The 25334-nt window shown below is 55.9% G+C and carries 20 protein-coding genes; 10 read left to right on the top strand and 10 right to left on the bottom strand.

The features are described 5' to 3' along the window. Positions 1 to 136: 136 nt before the first annotated feature. The 3 genes from Pla100_RS09510 to prfB all read right to left on the bottom strand — a co-directional run bounded on the left by Pla100_RS09510 (position 137) and on the right by prfB (position 2076). Positions 137 to 355, bottom strand: coding sequence for a SlyX family protein (locus tag Pla100_RS09510; RefSeq protein ID WP_146577474.1), 219 nt, complete (start codon positions 353 to 355; stop codon positions 137 to 139). Positions 356 to 381: 26 nt separating this feature from the next. After that, positions 382 to 846 (bottom strand): hypothetical protein, encoded by a 465-nt coding sequence (locus Pla100_RS09505; protein ID WP_231602902.1) that lies wholly within the window; start codon positions 844 to 846, stop codon positions 382 to 384. Between the two features lie 104 nt (positions 847 to 950). Further along, positions 951 to 2076 (bottom strand): peptide chain release factor 2 gene (prfB, locus tag Pla100_RS09500; RefSeq protein WP_390620586.1). Its coding sequence is split into 2 segments (ribosomal slippage): positions 951 to 2006 and positions 2008 to 2076, totalling 1125 coding nucleotides; the frame shifts between segments, so codons are not numbered across the junction. 64 nt (positions 2077 to 2140) lie between these two features. Between prfB and mnmA the strand changes: the two genes are divergently transcribed. From mnmA to mutL, 4 genes are read left to right on the top strand one after another with little or no spacing between them, the layout of a single operon-like run. After that, positions 2141 to 3322: a tRNA 2-thiouridine(34) synthase MnmA gene (mnmA, locus tag Pla100_RS09495; protein ID WP_146577473.1), complete on the top strand. Its 1182-nt coding sequence runs from the start codon at positions 2141 to 2143 to the stop codon at positions 3320 to 3322. Further along, positions 3319 to 3588, top strand: a complete 270-nt coding sequence (locus tag Pla100_RS09490) for a hypothetical protein (protein ID WP_146577472.1) — start codon at positions 3319 to 3321, stop codon at positions 3586 to 3588. The genes mnmA and Pla100_RS09490 overlap by 4 nt, the downstream gene beginning before the upstream one ends. Then, entirely contained in the window at positions 3581 to 4060 is a 480-nt protein-coding gene (locus tag Pla100_RS09485; RefSeq protein ID WP_146577471.1) for a hypothetical protein, read from the top strand. Before Pla100_RS09490 ends, Pla100_RS09485 begins: the two co-directional genes overlap by 8 nt. Positions 4061 to 4097: 37 nt before the next feature. Further along, positions 4098 to 6218: a DNA mismatch repair endonuclease MutL gene (mutL, locus tag Pla100_RS09480; RefSeq protein ID WP_146577470.1), complete on the top strand. Its 2121-nt coding sequence runs from the start codon at positions 4098 to 4100 to the stop codon at positions 6216 to 6218. Between the two features lie 183 nt (positions 6219 to 6401). On the opposite strand, the gene Pla100_RS09470 is transcribed toward mutL, so the two are convergent. After that, positions 6402 to 7754, bottom strand: coding sequence for a sulfatase family protein (locus tag Pla100_RS09470; RefSeq protein ID WP_146577469.1), 1353 nt, complete (start codon positions 7752 to 7754; stop codon positions 6402 to 6404). A gap of 226 nt (positions 7755 to 7980) precedes the next feature. Between Pla100_RS09470 and Pla100_RS09465 the strand changes: the two genes are divergently transcribed. Beyond that, positions 7981 to 8775 carry an SDR family NAD(P)-dependent oxidoreductase gene (locus tag Pla100_RS09465; protein ID WP_146577468.1) on the top strand — a complete coding sequence of 265 codons (795 nt, stop codon included), beginning with the start codon at positions 7981 to 7983 and terminating at the stop codon, positions 8773 to 8775. A 437-nt stretch (positions 8776 to 9212) separates the two neighbouring features. Further along, a complete protein-coding gene (locus Pla100_RS09460) occupies positions 9213 to 10343 on the top strand; it encodes a hypothetical protein (protein WP_146577467.1) in 1131 nt (376 codons plus the stop codon). Here Pla100_RS09460 and Pla100_RS09455 read toward each other — a convergent pair. Then, positions 10270 to 12351 carry an outer membrane protein assembly factor BamB family protein gene (locus Pla100_RS09455; protein WP_146577466.1) on the bottom strand — a complete coding sequence of 694 codons (2082 nt, stop codon included), beginning with the start codon at positions 12349 to 12351 and terminating at the stop codon, positions 10270 to 10272. The genes Pla100_RS09460 and Pla100_RS09455 overlap by 74 nt on opposite strands. Before the next feature lie 1032 nt (positions 12352 to 13383). Here Pla100_RS09455 and Pla100_RS09450 point away from each other — a divergent pair. Next, a complete protein-coding gene (locus Pla100_RS09450) occupies positions 13384 to 16593 on the top strand; it encodes a discoidin domain-containing protein (protein ID WP_146577465.1) in 3210 nt (1069 codons plus the stop codon). A 981-nt stretch (positions 16594 to 17574) separates the two neighbouring features. Here Pla100_RS09450 and Pla100_RS09445 read toward each other — a convergent pair. Continuing rightward, positions 17575 to 18234 carry a response regulator gene (locus Pla100_RS09445; protein ID WP_197167810.1) on the bottom strand — a complete coding sequence of 220 codons (660 nt, stop codon included), beginning with the start codon at positions 18232 to 18234 and terminating at the stop codon, positions 17575 to 17577. Positions 18235 to 18245: 11 nt separating this feature from the next. Next, positions 18246 to 21581: a chemotaxis protein CheB gene (locus Pla100_RS09440; RefSeq protein ID WP_146577463.1), complete on the bottom strand. Its 3336-nt coding sequence runs from the start codon at positions 21579 to 21581 to the stop codon at positions 18246 to 18248. Between the two features lie 590 nt (positions 21582 to 22171). Here Pla100_RS09440 and Pla100_RS09435 point away from each other — a divergent pair. Continuing rightward, positions 22172 to 22474 carry a BON domain-containing protein gene (locus tag Pla100_RS09435; RefSeq protein WP_146577462.1) on the top strand — a complete coding sequence of 101 codons (303 nt, stop codon included), beginning with the start codon at positions 22172 to 22174 and terminating at the stop codon, positions 22472 to 22474. A gap of 221 nt (positions 22475 to 22695) precedes the next feature. On the opposite strand, the gene Pla100_RS09430 is transcribed toward Pla100_RS09435, so the two are convergent. The 3 genes from Pla100_RS09430 to Pla100_RS09420 form a co-directional block, all read right to left on the bottom strand. Beyond that, a complete protein-coding gene (locus tag Pla100_RS09430; protein WP_146577461.1) occupies positions 22696 to 22944 on the bottom strand; it encodes a hypothetical protein in 249 nt (82 codons plus the stop codon). Positions 22945 to 23179: 235 nt separating this feature from the next. Continuing rightward, the gene (locus Pla100_RS09425) at positions 23180 to 23935 is read right to left on the bottom strand and encodes a Dps family protein (RefSeq protein WP_197167809.1); all 756 of its coding nucleotides are present in this window, start codon (positions 23933 to 23935) and stop codon (positions 23180 to 23182) included. A gap of 48 nt (positions 23936 to 23983) precedes the next feature. Beyond that, positions 23984 to 24514, bottom strand: a complete 531-nt coding sequence (locus Pla100_RS09420; RefSeq protein WP_146577460.1) for a general stress protein — start codon at positions 24512 to 24514, stop codon at positions 23984 to 23986. 16 nt (positions 24515 to 24530) lie between these two features. On the opposite strand from Pla100_RS09420, the gene Pla100_RS30455 reads away from it, so the two are divergent. Both Pla100_RS30455 and Pla100_RS09415 read left to right on the top strand, forming a co-directional pair. Then, positions 24531 to 24698, top strand: a complete 168-nt coding sequence (locus Pla100_RS30455) for a hypothetical protein (RefSeq protein WP_197167808.1) — start codon at positions 24531 to 24533, stop codon at positions 24696 to 24698. A 197-nt stretch (positions 24699 to 24895) separates the two neighbouring features. Further along, entirely contained in the window at positions 24896 to 25276 is a 381-nt protein-coding gene (locus Pla100_RS09415) for a hypothetical protein (RefSeq protein WP_146577459.1), read from the top strand. Positions 25277 to 25334: the final 58 nt, after the last annotated feature.

Below are 25334 nucleotides of genomic sequence, written 5' to 3'. Positions count from 1 at the left end.
TTTAAGTATCCCTCGCTCACGCTTCGGGTTTCGATGAGAACTAAATCAACACGCCGTTGTGCGTCGGGCTTGTATGCTTGCGGCGTAGCCGCCTAAGGCAAATAAGCCACTATTCGGAGCCCGCAAGCCCGGATCCTCAGTAGTGCGGTGGTTTCTCGTCTTCGGCACCGCCCGGATCTTCGACCTTGCCCTTGAGGTCTTTAACTTGCTCGACGAGTCGCTTGATAAGTCGATCGCGTTCGTCGGCACCACGTGACAACGACGTGACGACCTCGTTGAGCTGTTCGCAAATCCGCTCGGTGTGAGCGAGTTGGATTTCCAGGCGGATGACGCGGTCTTCGATGGATTCAGGCATCCCGCGATTCTAAATCAATTTGCTTGTTACAGCATCGGTGCCGCTGCCGTATTGGCGGGGATTTTTAGCCAATCGGTAATCAAGACTCTCTGGACGAGCGGTTCGTTGAGGTTTTGCAAGACGGCATCCATCAACCGTTCACGGATCTCTTTGTGCAGCGGGTCGGCGAGCCAATTCGCATCGACTTGGCGGAGCATTTGCTCGGACGACTCGATGATTTCCATGCGAGACTGGGTCAACGATTGTTCGCCACGAAATAAATGGCTGGGATCGACGACGGCATGAAGTTGGAGTTGATAGATAAAGTTCGGTTCGCTGACATTTTGAAAACGCAAACGCCCGATCTCGACCGAGTTGACCTGCAAATGGCTCAATCGGTTAACGCGGCTGCGTACATACCCGATCACCGCCGCGTGGATAGCGACCATGATGAGGATGACGACGGGAGCCCAAAAACGGCGGATCAGTAACACGAGCGTGCAAGCGTTCACGGGGAGCGAGATTCAAGTCCGTAGAAGACTAGGTTGCGATTCGCGCCCGGGCAAATTTCTTTTCGCGAGCAGCGTTTCGTCAGCCCTCACCTGCGGTAGCCCAACTAATCGTCATCATCGGCCACCGCTTGCGTCTTGCCCGCCTTGAGTCGCAAGAACGCCTCAAAGAATCCCTGCAATTCACTACCGTCAAGCACGCTTTCGAAATTCCCAACATAGTGACCCGTCCGCGAGTCCTTGACCCGTTGATCGGGATGCAGGAAATAGTTGCGGATTTGACTTCCGAACCCGGTGCGGGCTTGAGTTTCGTATTTCTTCGCGTCTTCGGCTTCACGACGTTCTTCTTCGAGTCGGGCCAACTTGGCACGCAACATCTTCCAAGCCGTGTCTCGGTTTTGGTGTTGGCTGCGTTGGTTTTGACACTGCACGACGGTGTTGGTCGGGATGTGGGTCAGGCGGATCGCGCTGTCGGTCTTGTTGACGTGCTGGCCGCCGGCACCGGACGCGCGGAAGGTGTCCTCGCGGACGTCTTTTTTCTGGACGTCGACTTCGAACGAATCATCGATCTCGGGAGCCACGCTGACGGCCGCGAAGCTGGTCTGCCGTTTGCCTTCGCTGTTGAACGGGCTGATCCGCACCAATCGGTGGTCGCCTTCTTCGCCTTTGAGATATCCGTACGCCATCGGACCGCGGATCGCGATGGAGGCGCGGTTGATTCCGGCTTCTTCGTTTTCTTGACGGTCGAGTAATTCGATTTTGTATTCGTGGGCGACCGCCCATGCCGAGTACATCCGCAACAGCATTTCAGCCCAATCGTTCGCGTCGGTGCCGCCGTCGCGCGCATAGATCGACAAAATCGCGCCGGCCCCATCATTCGGTCCGGACAACAATGCCTTCAGTTCAAGATCCTCGAGCACCTTTTCGAGCCTGTCAATTTCACTGCGAACTTCGCCGACGATGGATTCATCTTCCTCGGCCATTTCGAAAAGTGCTTCGAGGTCTTCGACCGACTGAACCAAATCGTCCATCGGCCCCACCACCGCTTTGAGCGATTTGAGTTCCATGATGACTTTTTGGGCGGCGTCGGAATGATCCCAAAAGTCCGGAGCGGACATTCGGTTTTCGATCGATTCGATTTCAGTTAGTTTGCCGGCGTGGTCAAAGAGAGTCCTGCAGTTGTTTCAGGCGAGCTTGGATTGATTTGCTGCGATTTACGAGTTCTGCGTCCATGACGAATCGGGCTCCGAGGGTATGATGGGGAAAACGTACGAAATCTAACTAGGATTGTTTATACATGTCTCGCGTCGTTCTCGCGATGAGTGGGGGCGTTGATTCCAGCGTCGCCGCCCACCTGCTGATTCAAGCCGGTCACGAAGTCATCGGCGTCTTCATGCGCCACGGTGAAGCCTCCGCGTCGGCCTGCCGAATCGAATCCGACGGCGAAACGAATGTCAATCCGCTGAACCTGCCCGTACTAGGCAATTTCGGCGGTTCGGCGGCCGAGGGGAAGCGTGCCGACCACAAGCAGGGGTGCTGCAGTGCGACCGACGCCGCCGACGCCCGGCGAGTAGCGATGTCGATGGATATTCCCTTCTATTCGCTTGATTTGCAGGAAGACTTTCGACGAATCGTGGATTATTTCGTCGACGATTACTTGGCCGCCCGCACGCCCAATCCATGCGTCAAATGCAACCACTGGATCAAGTTCGGCAGACTGTTCGACTTCGCCGACGGCGTCGAAGCGGACTTCGTCGCGACGGGGCATTATGCGCGTATCGTCGAACGCAATGGCACTCGCGAACTGCACCGCGGCTTGGACGGGCACAAGGACCAGTCCTACGCTTTGTTCGGCATCGGCCGGTCCCGATTGTCGCGGATGATGTTGCCGGTCGGCGATTTCGAGAAAACCCGTATCCGGGAAATTGCCACTTCGCTCGGCCTAGGTGTCTCGGAAAAGAAAGACAGCCAAGAGATTTGTTTCGTGACCCAGGGCCACCACAGCGATTTCGTCAAATCGCGCCGTCCAGAAATGGTCGGTGCCACGGCCGGCGAGATTGTCTTGACCGACGGAAAAGTCGTCGGCACTCACGCGGGTTTCGAAGCCTTCACGATCGGTCAACGCAAGGGTCTCGGTGTCGCGTTGGGCACGCCCCATTTTGTCGTGCGGATCGAACCGGAAACCAAACGGGTCGTGCTCGGCAGTGCCGATGACCTGATGGCTCCCGGACTTACCGCCGATCAAGCGAACTGGTTGATCGACCCGCAATCTTTGCCGGATCGGGTCAGCGTGCAATTTCGATACAACGGCCGTCCTCACGCCGCCCACGTGGACCTTGACCCAAACGATCCCACCCGATTCCAAGTACGATTCGAGAACCGACAATCAGCCATCTCACCCGGTCAAGCCGCCGTGGTGTACGACGACGAACGAGTCCTGGGCGGCGGCTGGATCATCGCCGCGACGGAGGACGTATGAACGTACCCGATCTGAATCGACCCGATATCGCAGCACGCACCGCCGCGATGACCCGGCACCGTCGCCGGATCGCACAATCGCGATCCACTGAAGAACACCTGCAAATCGTCGAGCGGTTGCAACGCGACGCGATGCGGGCGATCCGCAGCGACGCGATCGCCTACCAAGCGTTCATGGCGAGGAATCATCACAAACGACGACGTGAGGCGGTCGAGCGTTTGCAGACGCGGCTGCTAGGGTTGCCGGAGCCCAGCAGCCATGAATGACCTGTCCTCGTTGGCGGTGGCCGATCATCTGCTCAAATTCGATATCCCGATGGTCATCATCGGAGGACACGCGGTCAACATTCATGGGTTCGCGAGAGCCACCGAAGACGTCGATGTAGTGTTCCGACGCACCACGGAGTCCGAACATCGACTCGCTGAAGCTTTAATTCAAATTCACGCTTATTGGATTGGAGATGACATCGATCCCACCACGGGGATCGAGACGTCCTATCCGGTAACGTTTGACTACGTGCGCCAAACGCACCTGATGATGCTCGGCACGGACTTGGGCTTTTTGGACTTGTTCGATTTTATTCCGTCAATGCCCGGCGAAAATTTGAACGCTTTGTTTGACACCGCGATCATCCGAAACGGGCGTCCTTTCGCGAGTTTGAGGTGGATTCGAGCAATGAAGCAGGCCGCCGGTCGACCGCAAGATCGTCTGGACTTGGAAAACTTGCCCGATCAATAGCGATTGTTCGACCGCATCACGGCGTTACATTAAAGGGATGAACCATCCTCAAACTTCCGACGGTGCCGCTTCGACCCTCGACCATCCTCCATGCGTTGTATCCGGGCCCCGAATCATCCGGCAGCTTCCGCCGCAATTGGTCAACCAGATTGCTGCGGGCGAGGTAATCGAGCGTCCCGCTTCGGTCGTCAAAGAGTTGCTCGAAAACAGCATCGACGCGGGCTCGTCGCGGATCGAATTGACGATCGACGGTGGCGGCGTCGAGATGATCCGGATCAGCGACGACGGTTGCGGGATGACCGCCGATCAATTGCCATTGGCCGTAACCAGCCACGCGACCAGTAAACTGCCCGACGATGACTCGCTGTTCCATGTCGGCACCCTCGGATTTCGCGGCGAAGCGCTCGCGTCGATCGCGAGCGTTTCGCAAATGACGATCCGCAGCCGCGCCGAAGGCGAACCGAGCGGCAGCCAAATCGATATCCGCGGCGGCGTGATCGAATCACCCGGCCCGTGTGGTTGCCCGGTCGGCACCACGATCGAAGTCCGCAACCTGTTCTTCAATACACCCGTTCGACGCAAGTTTCTCAAAACACCGCAAACCGAACGAGGGCACATCGTTGAAGCGTTCACGCGGTTGGCGCTGGCCAATCCGAAAGTCCACTTCGTTTTGCGAAACGGCGATAAGGACATGTTCGACCTGCTACCGACGGTTCGGTGGGCCGATCGCATCGAAGCGTTCTTTGGTACCGAAATCTCCGAATCATTGATCCAGATCGAAAACGACGACGCGCAAGTTAAGATTAGCGGATACGCCTGCGACCCGTCGGTCAATCGCGGCAACAACCGGATGCAGTATCTATTTCTCAACGGTCGACACATCCGTGATCGTGCGTTGCAACATGCCCTCGGTGAGGCTTACCGCGGGCTATTGATGGTCGGTCGGCATCCGGTGTGTTTCTTGCGGATGACGATGCCGCCCGAGATGATCGACGTGAACGTCCACCCGGCTAAGTTGGAAGTGCGGTTCACCGACAGCGGTCGCGTCTACAGTCGATTGCTGCAGACGCTTCGACAACGGTTCCTCGCGACCGACATGACCCACCGCGTCGGCCCGGCACCGGCCCCCGAGCCGATCCAAAACGATGCGCTGCGAACACCTAGCGAATCGGTCATGGGGATGCGCTCACACGACGTCGATGTCCAACGCCAATCCGTGATCGATTGGGCGAGAACGGGCACCGAATCACCTCGATCGGAATCATTAGCCTCCACACACCGGATCAACCCGTCGCCGTCTTCCATCCTTGGCGGTACCCCCGAGTTCCAGCCATTTCCGTCGAGCGGTTCTTCGTTCGCAACCAACCCAGCGGCAACCAGCGGCAACGTTGGACGCCCCGGTCCGCCGGAGATGGCTCCGTGGGACGCGGATTCGTCGACGCCGCCCGAAGGTGTGGCGTGGAATCCGTCTTCGCCGCAATACCCCAGTGTAGAAAACCCCAGTGTAGAAAACCTCAGTGCAGAAAACGGTGCGCCACGCGGCCCGAGTGTCTGCTATCTCGGATTCCAAGTCCACAATCGATACTTGGTCACCCAGGACGAAAAGGGCATGGTCGTGATCGACCAACACGCCTTGCACGAGCGGGTTCTTTACGAACGAGTGTGCAAGAAGGTCCTCGGCGAGAACTCATCGCTCGAATCACAGAGACTGCTGGTCCCCGAACCGGTCTCACTCACGCCGGCGGAACGATCGGCGGCGTTGGAAGTCAAAGACACGCTCGCGCGGATCGGTTTGGAAATCGAAGAGTTCGGCGGCGAGACGATTCTGATTCAATCGTACCCAGCGATCCTGCCCAATCGCGGCCCGGCTGAAATGTTGCGAACGATCCTCGAGTCCGTGATGGGAGCGGGCCGCGATCCCAACCCGAAGGATCTGCTGAACCATTTGCTCAGCACCGTCGCATGCAAGGCCGCCGTCAAGGCGGGCGATCCCTTGTCACCGGAAGAAATCACGAGTTTGCTCGAACAAAAGGATTTGTATCAAGATACGCATCACTGTCCGCACGGACGACCGACCGCGTTGTTCTTCAGCCGCGACGAACTCGACCGCATGTTCGGCCGCCTCGGCCCGCGAGGCCGGATCGGCGCGAACGGCTAACAAGCCGACCAGCATCCGAACTCGTCTCGCTTGATGTGATTAAATCGGGGAACTAATTACAGCAATTTGCCATTCGGCGTTAACCCCGGTTTGCGATCCGTTAACCGCCGCTAACGCGGTACGGCTGATGAAACCAACGAGTAGTTCCGCGTCGGCCTTGTATGATTGCGGCAGTAGCCGAACCTATTCGTCCCGAGGCCCCTGCCAAGCCGTGTGACCGCCGATTTGAATGTGACCGGCCAACGCTTTTTTCATCGACATCGCAACTTGACGATTTCCGTCGATCACATTGGTGGTTTCCTGTGGATCGTTCTCGAGGTCAAACAATTGCAGCGGCGAGAACGGGTCGTTCTGCATCAGCTTCCATTTGCCTCGAATCAGTGCGTGGTAGGCGTGCCCAACATAGGCCGCCCCGCCCTCCCGTCGGACGAAGTATAATTCGCGATCCGAATCCGGAGCCGGCCCACCCTCGAAATGCTCTTTCAATCCGACGGCGTTGATATCGTCAGGAGTCCGAACACCGCCATACTGAAGGAAAGTGGCAAACGAGTCAAAGTTCAGTCCTTGATAATCGCTCTGACTACCCGCCTTCACTTTACCGGGATACCGGACAACGTATGGCACTTTCAATCCGCCGTCATAGTGGCTTTGTTTGCCGTCCCGCCAAGGATCATTGTTTTGCGAATGTGGCAGTGATCCGCCATTGTCGGATGTGAACACCAGGAGCGTATTGTCACGCAATCCGAGTTCATCCATTCGTTTCAACAGGACGCCGATTTGGTCATCCAAGTGTTCCACGAATGCGACATTCTTGGCCCGTGCTTCCGTCAATTCAGGATCACGGTTGCGAACTTTCTGGAACCACTCCTCGGGCGGCTGAATCGGGAAATGCGGCGCATTGTACGCCAGGTATAAAAAGAACGGCTTCTCCGGTGCGCCGGATTGTTCTTTCATGTAATCGATCGCCCATTGCGTAAACAACTCCGTCGCATGACCGGTCGGCTCGATCTCGGTTTCATTAAGCCGCATGTAATTGAAGCCCTCGCGACGATGGGTGTAGTAATCATCCATCATGTCGCCGAGGAAACCGTGGAAATGATCAAACCCACGCCGGCATGGATGATTCTCGGCCGTCAGCCCGAGGTGCCATTTCCCGACGATGCCGGTGTGATAACCGGCTTCGCCGAGCCGATCGGCCAGCGTCGGAAGTCCGGGCTTCAAATAACCCCACGAATTTTCAGGCTTCGTTCGAATCACTCCGGGGACCCCAGCGCGGTCGGCGTATATGCCAGTCAAGATCGCGGCGCGGGTCGGCGAGCAAACCGTGCAATTGGCTCGCATCTGGGTCATCATCAGGCCTTCACTCGCCAGCCGATCCAAGTTCGGCGTGCGCACCTCGGTCGACCCATGAAAACCGACATCCCCGTATCCCAAGTCATCCGCGAGGATCAAGACAAGATTCGGACGACCAGCGGAATCGGCTCGCAGTTGATCGAGAGTCAACGCTTGGGCGACCAAAACTACGCAAACCGTCATGAGGATGGTCATAACTTTACGCAACCAAGGGCGTCGAGATACCGGGCGATAACCGAAGAATTCCGAGCGATGAGTAATCATATCTGGGAGGTGAATCACGTTGAAAATTCTTGCTTGAAAGGTCAATATGCTAGTGGATGGTCAGAACACAGTTTCGACGCTCTGATCTCACAAGTCAAATGCGGGCCAAGTCCTGTACTTACTCACGATACGAAGGACACGAGAGATGCCCGGGAATGACGAAAAGTCTAGCTTGCCATGCTTCGGGCTTGACGGAAAGACGGTGGTGGTGACTGGGGCCGGGCGAGGCATCGGTCGCACCATTGCTTTGGATGCACACCGGTCCGGTGCGCGAATCGCTGCGGGTAGCCGCACCATGGAAGAATTGGATTCGTTGTCCCGAACCATTTCAGACGAAGGCGGTGTTTGCACGACCCATCGACTCGATGTTACCGACAATCAATCCATCGAATCGTTCGTTGAAGCCGTCGCCGAATTCCATGGTTCGATCAACGTGTTGATCAACAATGCGGGATTCAATTCACAAAAGAGCATCCTGGACTACGATGAAACGCTGTACGACAAGATTGTCGACACCAACTTGAAGAGTGTTTTCTTCTGCAGTCAAATCGTCGCCCGTCGCATGATCGAACAAGGCGGAGGCGGAAGCATCGTCAACCTTTCGTCCCAGGCCGGCGTCATTGGCGCGCCGATGCGTGGTCCTTACAGCGCGGCCAAAGGCGGCGTCGTCAACCTCACGCGGACGATGGCGGTCGAGTGGGCGGCACATGGCATCCGCGTCAACGCGGTCGCACCCACCGTCACGAGATCGCCGATGGCGGAGCAAGCGATGAGAGAAAATCCGGCATTCGCCGACGCGGTGAAAGCAAACAACCTGTTGCGTGGAGACCTCGCCGAACCCTCGGAAATCTCGGCCCCCGTGATTTTTCTGGCATCCGAAGCGGCGTCGATGATCACCGGTCACACGTTGGTCGTCGACGGAGGCTGGACGATTCACTAGGTGCTATCTAAGCACCAATGCACAAGTAAATCCGCAGAACACGTAGGCGAGTCTTTCCGAGACTCGTAGCATTCAGCGTCTCGGAGAGACGCTGCTACGTGCGTTTAACCCAAAAACTTATGTTTGGGTACTTAGGAAGATAGTTCCGGTGTATTCAACCATTCACGTGAATAATCCAGCTACTGGCGTGTTGACATAATTTGCCGAAGGAATGATCCCTGATCGCGGCTTTCCAGAAGCTTTGAATGCGATCGGTTCAACCGAAACAGATTCTGGGACCGCAGGGCTGAATAACGACGGATGAAATTGACTTTCGAGATGAAATGACCGCTAGAATGGAATTGTCGGATAGAACGAAGCGCCCCGAGCGACCATCTTTTCGGCCTTGAAAGAAGTCCGTCAGATTCGTCCCTTCATCTGTTCTGTGGAGTTTTGCGATGTCGATTGCTTTCGCCAACCCTATTGTTACCCCGCTCGCTCCTCCTCCGGTGGAGAACAAGTCGATTCGTCCGTCGATCGTGAATTCGTCGAAGGCCCGACCGTTCTCTCTCGATCAGGAGTTGAAGGTTTTTGGAAATTGGTCGGACGATCCAGTGTGGGTTCCACCGAAAGATTGCAGCGTCGAGTTGGCTGAGTTGATGCTTGCTCAAAAGGGTTGGCTGAAATCAACGGAAGCTCGATGGGAGCGTCTAGTCGATTCGCACCGGAATCAATTCACTCAGGTTCGTGAGATCGAGTTAACCAAAGCGTCGATCCGACTGCCCAAAGGAAAGCTATTTGTGCAGATCACCGAAGAAGAAAATTTCGACAAAATCACCGACATCGTCCCCGCTTGCGTGCAAACGCGACTCGAAGAGTTCTTGGCTGGACCGGGAAAGAAAAAAGGAGTGAAGGTGATGTATCTGAAACCACTCTGTGTTGAATTGGATGACCAGCTGTACTTCACCACGGGCGACTCGATCGCCAAGACGATCCGTAAAATCCAAAGCGAAGTGTTTTCTGAATATCGGATGAGATTCATTCCGCGTCGGATCCAGCAAGCCAGCGCGACTTCATGGAACGGGTTGACCGCATTGCCCCGCTATTTGATCCGCAAAGCGATTCAACGTCGACAAAAAGCCATTGATGCTTACCAAGCAAAACTTGAGTTTGAACGGCGTAAAACAGCCTTGATGGCACTCAAAGCTCACGAACAATGTCGAACGAATGAAGTTAGCTATGGAGAAATGCTGGCGTTGTGCAATCCGCTTCGGCGGGAAGATGTGATCAGCCAGTACAGCCTCGAACAAGAGTTATCGCAAGCAAAGAAAAAGCAGTTGACGATGCTTGCCTACGGGCAACTTCCTTGGTATGCCGCGTTCTCGATGGGCTTGTCGACATTAGGCGCGTTGGTACTCACATGGACGCCACCGGTCGTCGTGTGCGATCCGGCGTTCGTCGCCGAGTTTCCTGATTCACCAGGAACGCCTAGGCAGCAACTCTCGCAGTCCGTGTTCACTCCGGCAAAGCAAACGCCACGATGGTTCCGCCTCGCGGTCGGCCGCTTTTGCCTCCTCCGGCAGAAATGACCACAAACTGGCGTCCATCCGCCATGTAGGTACTCGGACTGGCGTTGCCGCTAAACGGCAACCTCGCTTTCCATAAAAGTTCGCCGGTGTCCTTGTTGAATGCGCGAAACGTTTCGTCCGCAGTGGCACCGATAAAGATCAGGCCTCCGGCCGTCACCAACGGACCGCCGTAGTTTTCTGTTCCAGTCGGCGGGATTCCTCGGGCAGTCAGTTCGGGATACTCGCCCAACACGACACTCCACTTGATTTCGCCCGAGTTGAGATCCACCGCATTCAAAGTCCCCCACGGTGGCTTGATCGCCGGGTAACCTTCGTCGTCCAACCAGCGACGAAATCCTCCAAAGGCATAGGTCGGCCGTTCGTTGTTAGGATCAACAGTTGCTGGCTCTGGCGTCTTTGATTCGTCGCGATCGGCGTTCTTTGGTGCGCCTTTGTTGAGTACGTAATCGAGAATGGCGGAACGCTGCGCCTCCGGCATGTCGCCGTAAGCGGGCATCCGCCCCTTCCCTTGCCGCGTCTGCAGTTCGATCTCGGCTCGCGTTTTTCGTTTATCAATGTCGAGCAACGGCGGAAACTGCAGTTCAAGATTGCCTTTGAGATCCAATCCATGACACACGCCGCAATAGAGCATGTAATCACGTTCGCCCGGCATCAGCTTGGAGCCATCGGTATGACGTGTTTCAATCATTTGAAGCAACCACGGCATCTCATTGACGTTGACGTAGTAGATCCCGTCAGGATCCGCAGCGCCGCCGCCCCACTCCATCCCGCCATCAAACCCAGGAAACATCACCGTCTCGTTCAGGCTCGGTGCCGGGAAAGGCCCAAAGTTCTTTGCAGCACGAATCCGATCCAATGTCTTCTGATGTGTCGCAGGTGAAATGTTCGATGCATCTTCGTCAGTGTATCGCTGACGCATCAGCGGCGGTGGCTTGGTAGGGAACGGCTGAGTCGGCCAAGCCTGCTCGCCGAACAAATCGGATTGTGGAACCGGTCGCTCTTCGATCGGCCAAAGAGGTTCACCCGTGACGCGGTCGAACACAAACAGCAAACCATGTTTGGTCCCCTGGGCAACCGCATCGATCTTCTTGCCGTCGTGGTTCACGGTGAGCAACACGGGCGGGCAGGGCAAGTCTTTGTCAAGCAGATCGTGATGAACGATTTGAAAATGCCAGATCCGTTCCCCTGTGACGGCATTGAGCGCGAGGATGCAGTTGGCGAACAAGTTCTTGCCATGTCGGTCGGCTCCATAGAAATCCGGCTCAGCAGTCTTGGTGGCGATGTAAACGATTCCTCGTTCTTCATCAAGCGACTGGCCGCACCAGGGCATCGCACCTGTTGCCGTTCTGTAGGCGTCTTCCGGCCAGGTGTCGTATCCGACCTCGCCGGGTCGGGGAATCAAATGAAAAATCCAACGGCGCTCACCGGTTCGGACATCGAACGCTCGGACGGCCCCCTTGCCGCCCAGGCCGCCAACGATCAACAGGTCTTTGTACGTGACGCCGGGAGTGTTCAACCCCGAGCCAAGATTGATCGAACCATTCTCCCCAAACTCTCGAATGGTTTTGCCAGTCATCGGATCGATCGCGAATAGGAAACCGTTCACCCCAGTGAACAATCGCTGCTCCCCACCGGTTTCACTCCCCCAGTGAACCAGCCCTCGCTGCCTCGGGCTACCAGCGCCCGTGTGTTCGTTCGCCGGATCCCATTGCCAGAGTTCCGCGCCCGTGGCCGCGTCGAGCGCGATCACCTTGCGAGTTGCCGTCGGCGTGTAAAGCACGCCGCCCACCATCAGGTTGTTCGCCTGATACTCGGCTGCATTGCCCGTCTCATAGGTCCAGGCAACTTTCAATTGAGAGACATTTCCGCGATTAATCTGTTCGAGTGATGAATAGAGATCACGCTCTTTTCCCCCAAGATACTCCGGCCAATCGGTGTCCTGGCCACAGGCCGTGTTGAGCCAGCAGCAACTTACGATAATCAGTGCAAATTTGTAGGGTGCGTTCATAACGAGCAAGATTCAGGGAGCAAGTAAGGGCATTCTGCGATTCACTTCTGCCCAGTGGGAAGGGGCGTGACGTACTCGAGTGCGGTTCTGAAAGTGAACGTCGCTTCAGGCACCTTTCTACCAAACTCACGTCGGAAATGCGGCACCACTAGGGTTGGTTGTCCGGTGGTATTCGCCTCGCACGACCACCGGCTAATGGCTAACAACGCCTTCGGCGCAAAGAGCGCAGGTCTTTGCTGGCCACGGCGCAAGTGTACTTCGACAGCCACCGATTGCACCGAATTCCACAGATTCGAACGCGAATCCGTCATCTGCGAAGATCCGTGTACCGTGACTCAATCAAATCAACAACCTCGAATCTCTCTACGGAAGTTACTGGAACGCTAATCTCCGCTGATCGCACACTAATCAGGATATACAACACGATGGGCGGGAGACACGAATTAGTGTTCGATCAGTGCTGATAAGCGTTCCCAATTCTTTCTCGCGAAACGCTCCCGAAACAATCTGCCGGTGCTAATTGGTTCTTGAGAGTCTTTTGTCATCGCCCGAACGTTGAGCATCGGCATGGTCGTCTGTGGAATGGACTAATGCGCGATTTCCGTGGATTGGTTCGTTTGTTGCGTCATCGGTTCACTGGCAGGAAGATTAGAGGCAAGAAGATGATCGGCACCAATTTTCCTGCCCTCAATTTTCCTGCCAGAACTGCAGATGAGCGTACCTTTATCGATGAACAGTGTTCCCCGCCTCGGAAACGGCAGCGAAGAAAAAGTCTCTCGGCAACTTAATCTCCACAAACTCACGCGTTCGCAGAGCCATTTCGTACACTCATCGCGAAGCTTCCCCGCCATGGAACAAGCTCCGAGGTGAACCCGAAGTGAGTCCTTCAAATTTCACCCAAATCAAAACCGAAAACCCAGCCCGATCCCTGCGCGAGCCTCATGCTTGAGCAACCATTTTCCCCTAGTACAATTCGGCCCCTGAGAAATCGGACACCCTAGATGGGCTCTAAAAACAATCAAGGAGCAAGCCGTGCGGAAACTTCTGACCGCTTCATTACTGGGATGGTGCCTTTGCGGTGGCCTCGCGGCCAACGGGGTTGCGCCGAAGGACAGCCGCTGTGCTGCTCTCGCGGTTGGCAACCAGCAGGAGCTGCTGGCTATCCTCGACGGCGGTTCGCTGCCCGGTTTCGGCGCTTGGCGAGTGGGCAATCCCCGTGTCGGCCGGGCAACCGTCGCGTCGAAGGTCGGCAACTGTGCCACGAGTCTGGAGGGCGATGCTCAGCAGGGCGGTGCCAAGCTCGATGCCCGTCTTGCCGATGGTCCCTTTCCAGACCTTCTGGGTTTTGGTTGTTGGGTCCATGTCGCTGAGGACGGCAACATCGCCACGATTGGGTTCCAGGTCTCCGATGGCGAAGGCGAAGCCCTGATTCGCACATGGCCGGCCAAGACAGGCTGGCAGTGGATCGAGTGCGATCTGGCCGATACCGAATCCTTTCAGCAAGCCTATCCACAACGTGATCGCAACGGTGTCGTCGATGCGAGCCTCAAGAGCATCCACCTCGTCGCGTTCACCGACCGCGAAGGGCATTGTGGGCTAGCGTGCGATGCTCTGATTGCCTGTCGGGAACCCGGTGAGCGAGTGTTGCGAGTACAGACCAACGCTGCCGGATGGGGCGAGCCAGGCGAAGCGCCGGCCATGCGGTTGCTCGTGCACAACAGCTTCGCCGAGGCTCGCAGTATCGACATCACTTACCATCTTCAGCGCAACCCCCATCTGCGCTCGGTGATGGTGCCGCATCCGATAGACGGTCTTGATCATGCGATCGGTGCGGCCGGTTGGGTAGAAGTGGATGGCAAGCGAATCGATGATGCTTCGTTGTGCGACGGCGATGACCAGACCGCTTGCAACCTGCCCTGGAAACAGTACACCGGTGCCGATGCCATCGTCGATCTCGGTGAGCAACGGATGATCAGCCGTATGGACTGGATCGCCGGCGATGCCAATTGGATTTGGCGGGTCGATATCGCCGCTTCGGTCGACGGCGAGAACTGGCAGCCGGTGATCGGCCTCCAAGACTTTGACCTGCACGATCGCTGGGGTCATCATCGTTTTCCCGTTAAGGCTGCGTTCCCGGCCCGCTACCTACGGCTGCACTTCCATAAGAATAACGAGCAAGTGAGCGTCATCCGGATGCCGACGGCGTTGAAGATTTACGATGGCGTGGCCAACGACGCGGTCGCAATGCCCAAGGTGGGTGAGGAGGTGGTGGCTGGCAGTCAGCGTATCAACATTCCAGCCCGGTCCTTTGCCGAATGCTCCTTGGATCTGAGCGAACCGCTGGAGACCGGCGCTTATCTGATTGGCCTGGAGATTGACGGCGAGCGGCGCGAACTGCAGGTTGTTGATTATTTCGTCGCCCCCTTGGGAACGGTTGATGCCGAGGCCGGCAAACGCTTCGGTATCAATGTCTCGGAACCTAAGTATGCTGAGTCGATGCGCCGCGTCGGTTTCGGCTGGGTGCGATTTGAAAACTGCAAGTGGCAGATGTTCGCGCCGGCGCCGGATCGGGTGGCCTTCGACGGCTCGGTGGCACCTTGGCACGTTGACATGGATGGCTATTTCCAACGCTATCACGAGCTGGGTTTTAAGGTCCTTCCTTACGTCTTCGAAACGCCGGCCTGGGCAACCCGGGCCGGGTCCGATGTGAAGAAGAATCGCTCGCATTATCCGCCGAAAGACAACGCCGACTATGCCGAGGCCATCTTTCAATTGGTCGCCCGCATGGGAACCAAGCAGCACCCTGCCGAAGAGTTGCTAACTCCGGACAGACGCAGTGCCACCGGTGGTATCGATGCGGTCGAGATTTGGAACGAGCCCAACCTCAACGATCCTGGCTGGGGTTTCTTCGTTGGGAGCCTGGACGAGTACTACGAGCTGTTCCGTCTGGCCGCCGAGGCCGCCAAGAGGGCCGATCCCACGATGCCGGTTGCGGCGGCCGGATTCGCCGGCATCGATCCGGCGATCTACGAGGGACTGGAACGCTATCGCTACGCCGATGGCAAACGACCGATCGATTTCGCCGACATCATCAACGTGCACTTCTACAGCGGCACCGCCGATCCGGAGCGTTGCGGTTGGGATCCCAATGTCGAACGCTCCGGACCGGGTGACCCGGCGTCGCTGACCTACGAGGAGAAACTCAACGCGGTGGTGAACTTTCGCGAGCGGGTCAAGCCCGAGGCCGAGATCTGGATCACCGAGACCGGCAATGACGTCGGCGGCCCCCTCGGTTTAAGTGAACGCCACCAAGCGGCCAAGCTGCCACGCTGCCTGGCCATGGCGCTCGGTGCCGGTGTTGATAAGGTCTTCATCTATCGCGAGAAAGGCTCGACCCCAGCCCAACACGCCGGTGCCGGTCTGCTGCGCAACGATGAGAGTCGACGCCCTTCGTGGTTCACGATGGCGAACATGGTTCGCGAGCTCCAAGGCTTCGACGGCAAGGCCCTGCGTCTGCCAAGCGAAGACGAGCGGGTCTGGGCCTATCTTTGGCGTGACGATAATCGCTGTCGATTGATGATCTGGCGGATCGAGGAGGACGGGCCCATGCCCTTCGACCTCGGCTACGTCGAGTATCGTGATGCCTTCGGGGCCCGATACCGGGATGTGGCCAGCCGCGAGATGGTCCTGACCGACCTGCCGATCTACATTGATGTCGATGCTGAAAACCTGAAGGGACTGATTGCCAAGGCCGAAGCCGCTCAAGCGGATGCGAGTGCCGAACGCGAACGTCTGGCGAAACGACGAGTCATGCTTCTTGATTTTGGTAGCACGGAGCAAGTCGACAGCATGCAAGGTTATGGCCCGACTCGGCACTTCGTGGCCGTCGATGCCCAGACAGCCTGGGACTCGGAACGTGGCTGGGGCTTTGTGCAACCGGGCCAGCGACTCATCGATGCCCACTGGGTGAAGAGCAAACGGGAGCGAGATGCCGTCCGAATGGCGACCGGCAGCTGTTTTCGCCTAGCCTTGCCGGTCGGTAATTTTGAACTTCGAATCGCCGGCAGCGGCATCAACCAGGCCCCGGTGACCGTGACTCTGAGCGGAGGTATCGCGCGGGAACTGACCGTCGGCAGTGAAACCAGCGAGGTAAGCATTCCCGTCAGCAGCGATGGCACGCCCATCGACATCCAGTTCGGCGGCTATGGCGACCTGCGTTGGATAACCGCCATCGAACAGTGAGGTTGGCCAAGTGTCCGGAACCACTTCCAGGCTTGGGAGCTTCGCATCTTGGTCGGTGGCTTTCTTCAGTGTCCTGTAGGACAATCGTTGACTCAGATCGAACGTTGTGACGAAACATTTCAAGTGACTTCACGAGACCAACGATGATGTCATCAGGATAATTTCGTGAAGCTTTCACCGCCCTTGCTTGCTTCTCGAAGCCGGCGTCAAAAGCAAATTCCGCAGGCGGACGACCGTGGGAATTCGAGACGAATACAAGCCAATTGCTGATCGTACCACCTGATAATGATTCCTCGATCCGTGATAGCCACTGTCAACATGCCGCAATCAATGCGAGAGATAACTAGCAGCAATCCAGCCAGCCCCGGCGTCGGCCGCCGGAGCATCGACCAGAATCGTGAAAACCCGTTTCGGTGTCCTGCACCTCCTGCAGATTGAGATCGCCCAACCTGCTGAGGTTGGTCCAACTGACGGCACTTAGATCAACCCCTAAGTCGCATCGGTCGACCTAATCGATGCGGCGAATGACCGGGCCATTCATAACCTCGCAGTCTCCGCTTCGAATTCCATTCCCACAACTTCTCTGAAAGTTCCAAAAGCTTTCAGACCCACAAGTGAACGAAAGGTCGGCATGCCAAGCATGCCGGCCTTTCTTCGTTTTTACGCAGTAAATTGCGGTGTTTTCGCTTAGATGGGCGGCCCGCCGGGTTCTTTGTTTCTTGGGGCCGGTCATTACCCTGGATTATGAGATCGGGAATATTTCGGCGTTTTGGGCCGTTTTCTCTGTTTCTTCGTTTCTCTGTCCGTTCGGGTTAAGAGTCGTCCGACTTTCCCAGACGGTCCGGATACGGAAAGGATTCACCCGGCAAAGTGCTGGGTTTTTGAGCGATTCTCAGCTGAGGGGGTGGCCGCCGACTCGTTTTGCGGAGGTTAAACCGAGAAACGCTGGGTAATGGGATTTGGAGAAACGAAGAACATGAATCATGTGTTTTCGATCATCGAATGGAAAGCTAATCGGCTCAGTTCGGCCGCTGTGCCGACGTTGAGTTTGCGTTTGAGGTGTTCGCGGTGGGTGTCGATCGTGTGCGTGCTGAGCAGGAGTTGATCGGCGATGGCACCGGTCGTCAGGCCTTCGCCAATGAGGCGGAAGATTTCTTTCTCGCGATCGCTCAAACGCTCCGTTGGCTCGTGTTCGACCGACGTCCTGCCAAGCGCAGATGCGACCAAGCGGGCTTGCAGAGCATCGCTGAGGAATCGTTCTCCTTTGAGAACGGTGCGGATCGCTTCGATCAACTTTTCATTGCTTTCTTGTTTGTTCAGATACCCAAGCGCCCCGGCTCGCATCGCGCGTTCGGCGTAAAGTGATTCCTTGTACGCCGAGATCGCGAGGAACTTGACCGTCGGGTTTTTGCTCAGAACTCGTTTGATCAGGTCGATACCGTTTCCGGAACCCAGCGAGATGTCAACTAACACCAAATCGGGGCATTGCTCGGTAATCAACGTGACACCTTCGTCTTCGGTTGCCGCCATACCGCAGATCTCCCATCCGGGTTGGGCTGTGATCCGCATCGACAATCCGTCTCGCATCATCGGGTGATCGTCGACCAAGAAAATTCGACACCGTGTTTCCAATTGGTTCATCCTGTTCTCCATTATGTTGTGATCGTGCATTGAACGATGGTTCCGTCGTTGGTTCCCGGCGAAATCGACAAGACGCCGCCGATCACAAGGGCACGGTATTCCATAATCTGCAAACCCATGCCTTCCCTGCGGTGTTGTCGCAAGTTGGCTTCGTCGACCCCGATTCCGTTGTCGCTAACTTCCAGTTCCGTTTGGTCGCCGCCTGTCGATAGCGAGATGCGGATGTCGGTGGCCTTGCCGTGCCGCTGAGCATTGTTGACCGCCTCTTGGGCGATTCGATACAGGTGCGTTGCGACCGTGTTGCTCTCAATGGACGGTGTACCATGTTGGACGAAACTACAGGCAACCTTTCCGATCACGGTCGTCGTGCTGGCAAGTTCGGTCAGTGCCGATTGCAGTCCCTCGGCGTCGACCTGAACCGGCATGATTCCGTGCGAAAGCGACTGGACATGCTGGTTGGCTTCTTTCAACCCTCGCACCAACCTGGACGACGTTTCCATGCACCGTGACATTTCTTCATGGCTGAACGAGATCGGATCGTGATCGTCGCCCTTTGCTTGCACTTTCTGGGCAAACAAGTCTTCGATGGTTCCAGCGATCAGTGACAATCCGGTCAATTCCTGTTGCGTGCCGTCATGCAATTCTTGACCGATCCGTTGCTGTTCATTGGAGGCGATTTCGAGAATGTGGTCTTTGCTCTCTTTCAGTGATCGCTCCAACGTCAGCTGATCGGTCAGGTCCACGAACGTAATGACCACCCCGGAGACATGATCGCCTTTGGAGCGGTAGGGAAGAATTCGCCGTAGGTAAAGTCGCGAATTCTGGCCGACGATCTCGTGTTGAATGGGTTCAGAACCTTCGATCACCTTTCGGCAATCGCTCCGAAGTTCGGCATCGTCAAAACGCGGCGTGATGTCGCCCAAGGGACGCCCCAAGTCGGTCAGACGCAGATTGAAGAGAGCCACGGTCGGCGGCGTGAACCGCTGAATATGAAGATCGGTGTCCAGAAACAGTGTCGCGATCTCGGTGCTGGCGATCAGATTCAGGATGTCATTGTTGGCAACGTCCAATTCATTCACTTTATCGAGCAGTTCGATGTTCACCGTACTGAGTTCTTCATTGAGTGATTGCAGTTCCTCTTTGGATGTTTCGAGTTCTTCATTAGCCGATTGAAGTTCCTCGTTCATTGACATGATTTCTTCATTAGAAGACTTCAAATCTTCGTTGGCCCCTTCGAGTTCGGCAATCACGCCGCCCAGTTCCTCGGTATTGCCTTGAATCGCTAGCTCCATTTCTAGAACGTAGTTGGATTCAGACGCCTGTCGAAGCTGATCCCGCCATAAACTAGACGGCCCGAAGCGGAGTCGGTGAATGAGCCTGCTGAGGTATCCTTGCGGATGCTTGGGTTTGCTTGGATCGCCGCCCCTTGAAGGCTTGTCCACAAAGTTGACCAGCAGGAGGGTCTCAGTGTCTGCCGCAAGCTTCTCAACACGAATGTTAACCCGACATTGGATTGAGTCTTCACCTCGCTCGATTGCCGTGACGAAGCTTACATTGGTTTCTTCCGCGAAGCATTTTTGGCAAGCGAATCGCAGTTTGGTTCGCAAGCCAGGACGACACATCGCCATTAGGCTTGGTGTCAATTCACCGGCGGGGAATTCAAGGTAATCTGTCATCGGGCCGGTGACGTAGAGGACTTCATAGCGGCGATTGATCAGTGCCGTTGCCGGTGCGTAGTGGGTGATGAGCGACTTTTCGACCAGTGCCTTGTATGCCTGACGCGGTGGGATTTTCGTAGACAGGTTTGTTTGGGGGCTTTGCGATGCGTTCGTTGTAGCGATCGGAAAGGAAAGCTGTTTGCGGCGACTGGTTGGCAACTTTTGAAAGATCCGCCATTTCTTCGAGATGGGCTTGAAAAGGTCGCTGGCGTGGCCAAGCGATTCCGCCGGCCCCAAGATGAGCAGCCCGTCATCGGCCAAGGCGAAATGAAACATGGAGAGAACTCGTTGCTGCATCTCGGGTTCAAGATAGATCAGCAGGTTTCGGCAGGAGATCAGATCGAGTTTCGAAAATGGCGGATCGCTGATCACGTGTTGCCGGGAGAAAATGATCGCGTCACGCAGTTGCTTGCCGATTTGGTAGTGCGCGTCAGCGGCCTCCGTGAAGAATCGCTCCAATCGGTCTTCGGAGACGTCGGTGGAGATGCTGGTTGGGTAGATGCCGGTGCGAGCGATCGCGATTGCAGCCTCGTCAACGTCGCTCGCAAACAAGTGGATTGGCTTGCTAATCGACGGTCGATCGAGCGGACTTTCGGAGCGATCGTCAAGACATTCGATCAGTAGAATCGCGAGCGAATAGGCTTCCTCGCCTGTCGCACAACCAGGCACCCAAACCCGCAAAGGAAAACGATCGGCGTCACGAATCACAAGATTGGCTCGGAGTTCTGCGGATAACGCTTCGTAGGCTTCCGGATCCCGAAAGAAAGCGGTCACGCTGATCAGCAGGTCACGATAGAGCGCTGTGATTTCCGCTGGGTCATTCTTCAAGCGTTGAAGGTATCGCTCGAATGTTTCCAACTGATGCAATCCCATCCGGCGTTGAACGCGCCGCAGCATCATGCTTTGGCGATAGCAGCGAAAATCGAATTGGGTGTGCTTACGAAGTATCTCAAGTATCGCATCGAGCTGTCCGTCCTCGGCTTGGATCTCCGTCGTCGCCGACGTGGCGGAGCTGAGGTAAGGTTGCCGCATGTACCGCACGAGCGCCCCGGGCATCTCAGCCGGAGGCAGCGCGCAATCACTCAAGCCTTCGCGGATCACGCTGGATGGCATACTGTCAAATTCGGCGGTCGATGGTTCTTGCGCGATGGCCATCCCACCGGCGAGCTTGATGTCACGGATGCCGAGCGTGCCGTGGCTGCCCGTTCCCGACAAGACGATGCCGATCGAGTGTTCGCCTTGGTCTTTGGCCAGCGACCGCAGAAAGATGTCGATCGCGGTTTCGCGAACTTCCGGCTCTGTCGGTTCGCTCAATTGAAACGCACCGTCGCGAATCGTCAAATAAAACTTCGACGGAATCACGTAGACGTGATTGGGCTCGGGGACCATTGCGTCGGTCGCCTCGACCACCGGCAGCACGCAATCCCTCGACAGGATCGCGACCATTTGGCTTTCTTGTTTGGGGTCCAGGTGCGGAACCAAAACGAACGCCATGCCGCAATCGACCGCGACCGCACCTAGCAGTTGCTTCAGTGCCGTGAGTCCGCCCGCAGACGTGACGACGCCGACAATCGGGAACCGCATCGGCAAAGCGGGTAGAATCGGTTTTGAGAGCAGTTCCGTCGTCATTCCAAGATCAACCCATCGAAGAATTCGGGTCGTCGATAACCGAAGTCGCCAGACTTGGGACGATTACCGCTGACTCAGGTCCAATCTCTGGCGAGATCGGCTCCCCGACGATTCCATGAAGATCTCGGCATGCCTGCATCCTTGAGTGTATCTGTTCACGCCATCCCACAGAGCGCCCCGATTTTCCGATTGGTTGAATCCGCCACCCCAGAATCAGAGACTGGGCGATTCCTCCAGCGCCGCCGGCAAACAATAGTTGAACCAACCCAAGCACGGATGCCGGAGTCGTCAAACACGGGATCGGTAGCTTTCGTGCGGCTTCACACTTCATGGAATTACTAAGGTGCCAACAATGAAATCCTATTTCAAGCAGCCCTGTCCTATCTGCGGTCGACCACTTCACGTTCCAATCAAACTTTTGGGCAGCAAGGCATCCTGCAGCCATTGCTCAGGCGTATTCATCGCGAATCCTTCTGATGGCGACTCACAATCCAGCGTGGCACTTCATCTTCGCAAGCGATCAGAAACGACAATCTCTCGCACGTACCAGCAAACGAGCTATCGTCGTTCACAGGGGGCGGCCTGCTAGCATGATTGCATTCGAATCCGCCAAACAAACGACCGAAAAGCATGAAAGTCAACGACGTTCGCGCGAGCCGGTCATCGAGTGCTGTGTCATCACTCAGGCTGTCATGATTCGCCTTCGCTCCAGTCTCTATCGAGTGCTTCGAATTTTGACATGCGAATTTCGGCGAGGGCATCTTATTATTTGTGGAACGGTGCCAACCTACTACATGAAGCAGATGGCTCAGGAAACGGTTCGTCCCGTCCCTGGCGTAGAAAAGATCACCAATCGCGTCTTGGTGCAAAGTAAGACGATGGACTTCGGTTGATCTCAATCGACACTGGATCGCGTCAATTGCCAGTTTTCCGAAGGCTCATTCTTTCGATTCAATTCAATTTCCCCGCTGAGCAGTTCGGTTCACAGGAAAGCGAGCGTGGCGTCCTCGCCTTGATTGTGGTTGAGTCCGCTGGAAGATATTCCGGCACAGCACGATCCGTCTTCGGGATCAGCCAAGGACAACGACAAGCTGTTGTGACCGAAGAACTGTCTTCATGATCCGGCTCCCACGGGCAACTCATTCGTGGCGGAGTTCTCGCCGATCGAAAGCTTCAGCTCGAACGCCTCAGTCTTCTGTTTGGCAAACTCTTCATTCCAATCATATAACTCGACGAGTTCGACGATGAGTTGCTCGGGCCGCCCGTCAATTCTGGCGATATCAGGCTCGCTTAACTTCCCAAACGTCTTTAAGAGTCCCGCATTGAAGATTGACTTCGCTTCTCGTGCGTTATGTCCAAACATTCTCGTTCCTACGTTGAAAAAAGTTGACGGCAAAAGCAGTTTACGAACCAAGCCTGACGCAACCGTCCGGTGTGAAGACGATCGGCGCGATCTCGGTTGTTCCATCCGCTCTGAATTTGTCGCTTTCGCGATTGAATCGGAATTGTTTCCTTCGCTAAACGAGTCTTTTGAGGTTGGGCTGTGTTCCAACGGACCATGAGAGGCATCCTTTACTCGGGTGGTGATAGATGTTTTTTCATTCAATGTGGGCATGAGCACCGACGAGGTGCTGCGAGACGAACCAGACTTGCAGTTCGTTGCCGCGGATGACTTCGCTGACCAACATGTCATTGGTGCCGTCGTCACCGACTTCGATCGCTTGGCGGGCCATCGAGCGGGCGGCTTGAAGCGTGATCTCGTGAGCCTGAAGAAGCCGCGTCAACTGCGATTCGGGACACTCGCGGTCTTTCGGCGGTTGAGGGATCGTCGTGTTGTCGACAACGTCCTGTGCCATCGCGATGCTGATTCCACCGAGCATCATGATGCGTTCGGCGATCGTGTCCACTAGTTCGGCCTGCGTCGCGTAGTGTTTGTCGAACAACAGATGCAACTGATAAAACATCGGCCCCGACACTTGCCAGTGATGCTTCTTGTACAAGTCTCGCAGCGTCATCGTGTCGGCAAGTAATTGGTTCAGGTTGTCAACGCTCTGTTGACGAGCGGATTCGAGCAGGGCAAGCGGCATCGGGATCAAGTGCCCGTACGCCTGAATGCTGCGGGCGTTTCGAGTCATGATTGCTGTGGCGGGACTAACGTAGTCTTGGGTTTCGTTCATGATGATAAAGATTCCTATGAATTGAAAAGTGAGGGTGTTATGGATGGTGGTGGTTTGGGTTGGTGAGAGTGCGATTCCGCCTTCGTTCTCCCAGCGTTCGATGGCCCCTTGTTCATCGACCAGCCGGTGAGCGGATGCTCGCTCGCCAATGACGTCGGAGAAGGTTGCAGACGACATGGCTTTGGTTCTCAAACGTAATCGTAAAGGGGCAAACGTGGTGTTTGATTAAACACCGACAGTTTCCAGTGCATCGTGAACGTTCACTTCGACGCCGTGCGAAGAAAGGACGCTCTTGGCAGTTTCGATCTCATCGGCCGTTCCATGAACCACCAGCAACAGTCGGTCGTTTTTGAGTTCGGTTTCGTACTGCAACACGCGGTTGTTGGGGATGCCAATACTCATGAGGGCGGCACCCAGAGCGCTGACGCCACCGACGACGGCCGCGCCTTCGAGCGCGCCAACGATCCACGCAACCAACGGGCCGGCAACGAGGATCGGGCCAAGTCCAGGAATGGCAAAGAACGCCGAGCCGAATAACAACGACCAAAAGCCGCCCCAGATCGCACCCGCCTTGCCCCAATACATCATTCGGTCGCCAGCGTTGTAGTAACCGACGACATGTTCGTCGGTGTGGTAGTCCTTGCCGACGATCGAAAGCTTCGTCATGTCGAAGCCGCTCTTTTGCAGTTCGCGTACGGCTTCTTCGGCCTTGGGATGCGAGTGAAAGATGGCGACGGCTGAGTTGTTGGTGGACATTGCCTGAATCCTATTCGTGAGATGGTACAGCTCCGTGATGGGCTTTCGCCACAACATCGCGAAGTCGTTGATCTGGCTAATTGTCCGAGAACCCAACGACATCGAGTATCGAGACAACGCCGAAAGCAACATGGCGGATTCGACCACCTTTGACGCCGTGGACCGGAACTGGGCAAAAAAATGAAGATCTGATCGGTCGGGATTTTTATGCCCAACCATTTTTTTGCCCATCGACACCAGTCGAATTCGTCTTGGTCGAATCCGCCAGGGCGTTTTCAGTCTTTGAGCGATGACAACGCTTCAAGCTCGGGCATATGTTTAATGAGCAGGGCCAACTCCGGTGCTGTGGTCCGTAAATACTCAGACTTAAAGATTTAGAAGATGTCTACGAAACTTTGGATGGTCGCTGCAATTGTCGCGACTTCGAGCCTCTTGTTCGACACGAGCCAAGCCAACGCTCAAGGACGTCACCCCTGCGGGAATGCCGGCAACGGCTACGCACAAACGACTCAGTACATGAACTATCCCGCGAGCCGCGGATATATAACCGTCAGCCCAGGGTATCAGGTCGAAAACTACAGATCGTACCCGACCTACTCGGCTGGCTATGGAAGCTTTAACGGATACGGTTATGGCTATCCAAATCAGTATCGATATCAGAGTGGCTATCGTGGCTACAACTATCCAACACGAAGCGGCTTGAACGTCGGCATCGGGGTCGGTGGCTTCGCCAATCCTGGCTACCGTGGCTTCGGATACTAAAAACGCATTGAAGTGCTTGTTAATTTCACCGGTTGAGCGATGCCCCTCGCTTATCCGT

It is taken from the genome of Neorhodopirellula pilleata, assembly GCF_007859915.1.
Taxonomy (GTDB): Bacteria; Planctomycetota; Planctomycetia; order Pirellulales; family Pirellulaceae; genus Rhodopirellula; species Rhodopirellula pilleata.
The sequence above is the reverse complement of the archived record's forward strand: the minus strand, read 5'-3'. Positions and strand labels throughout refer to the sequence as shown.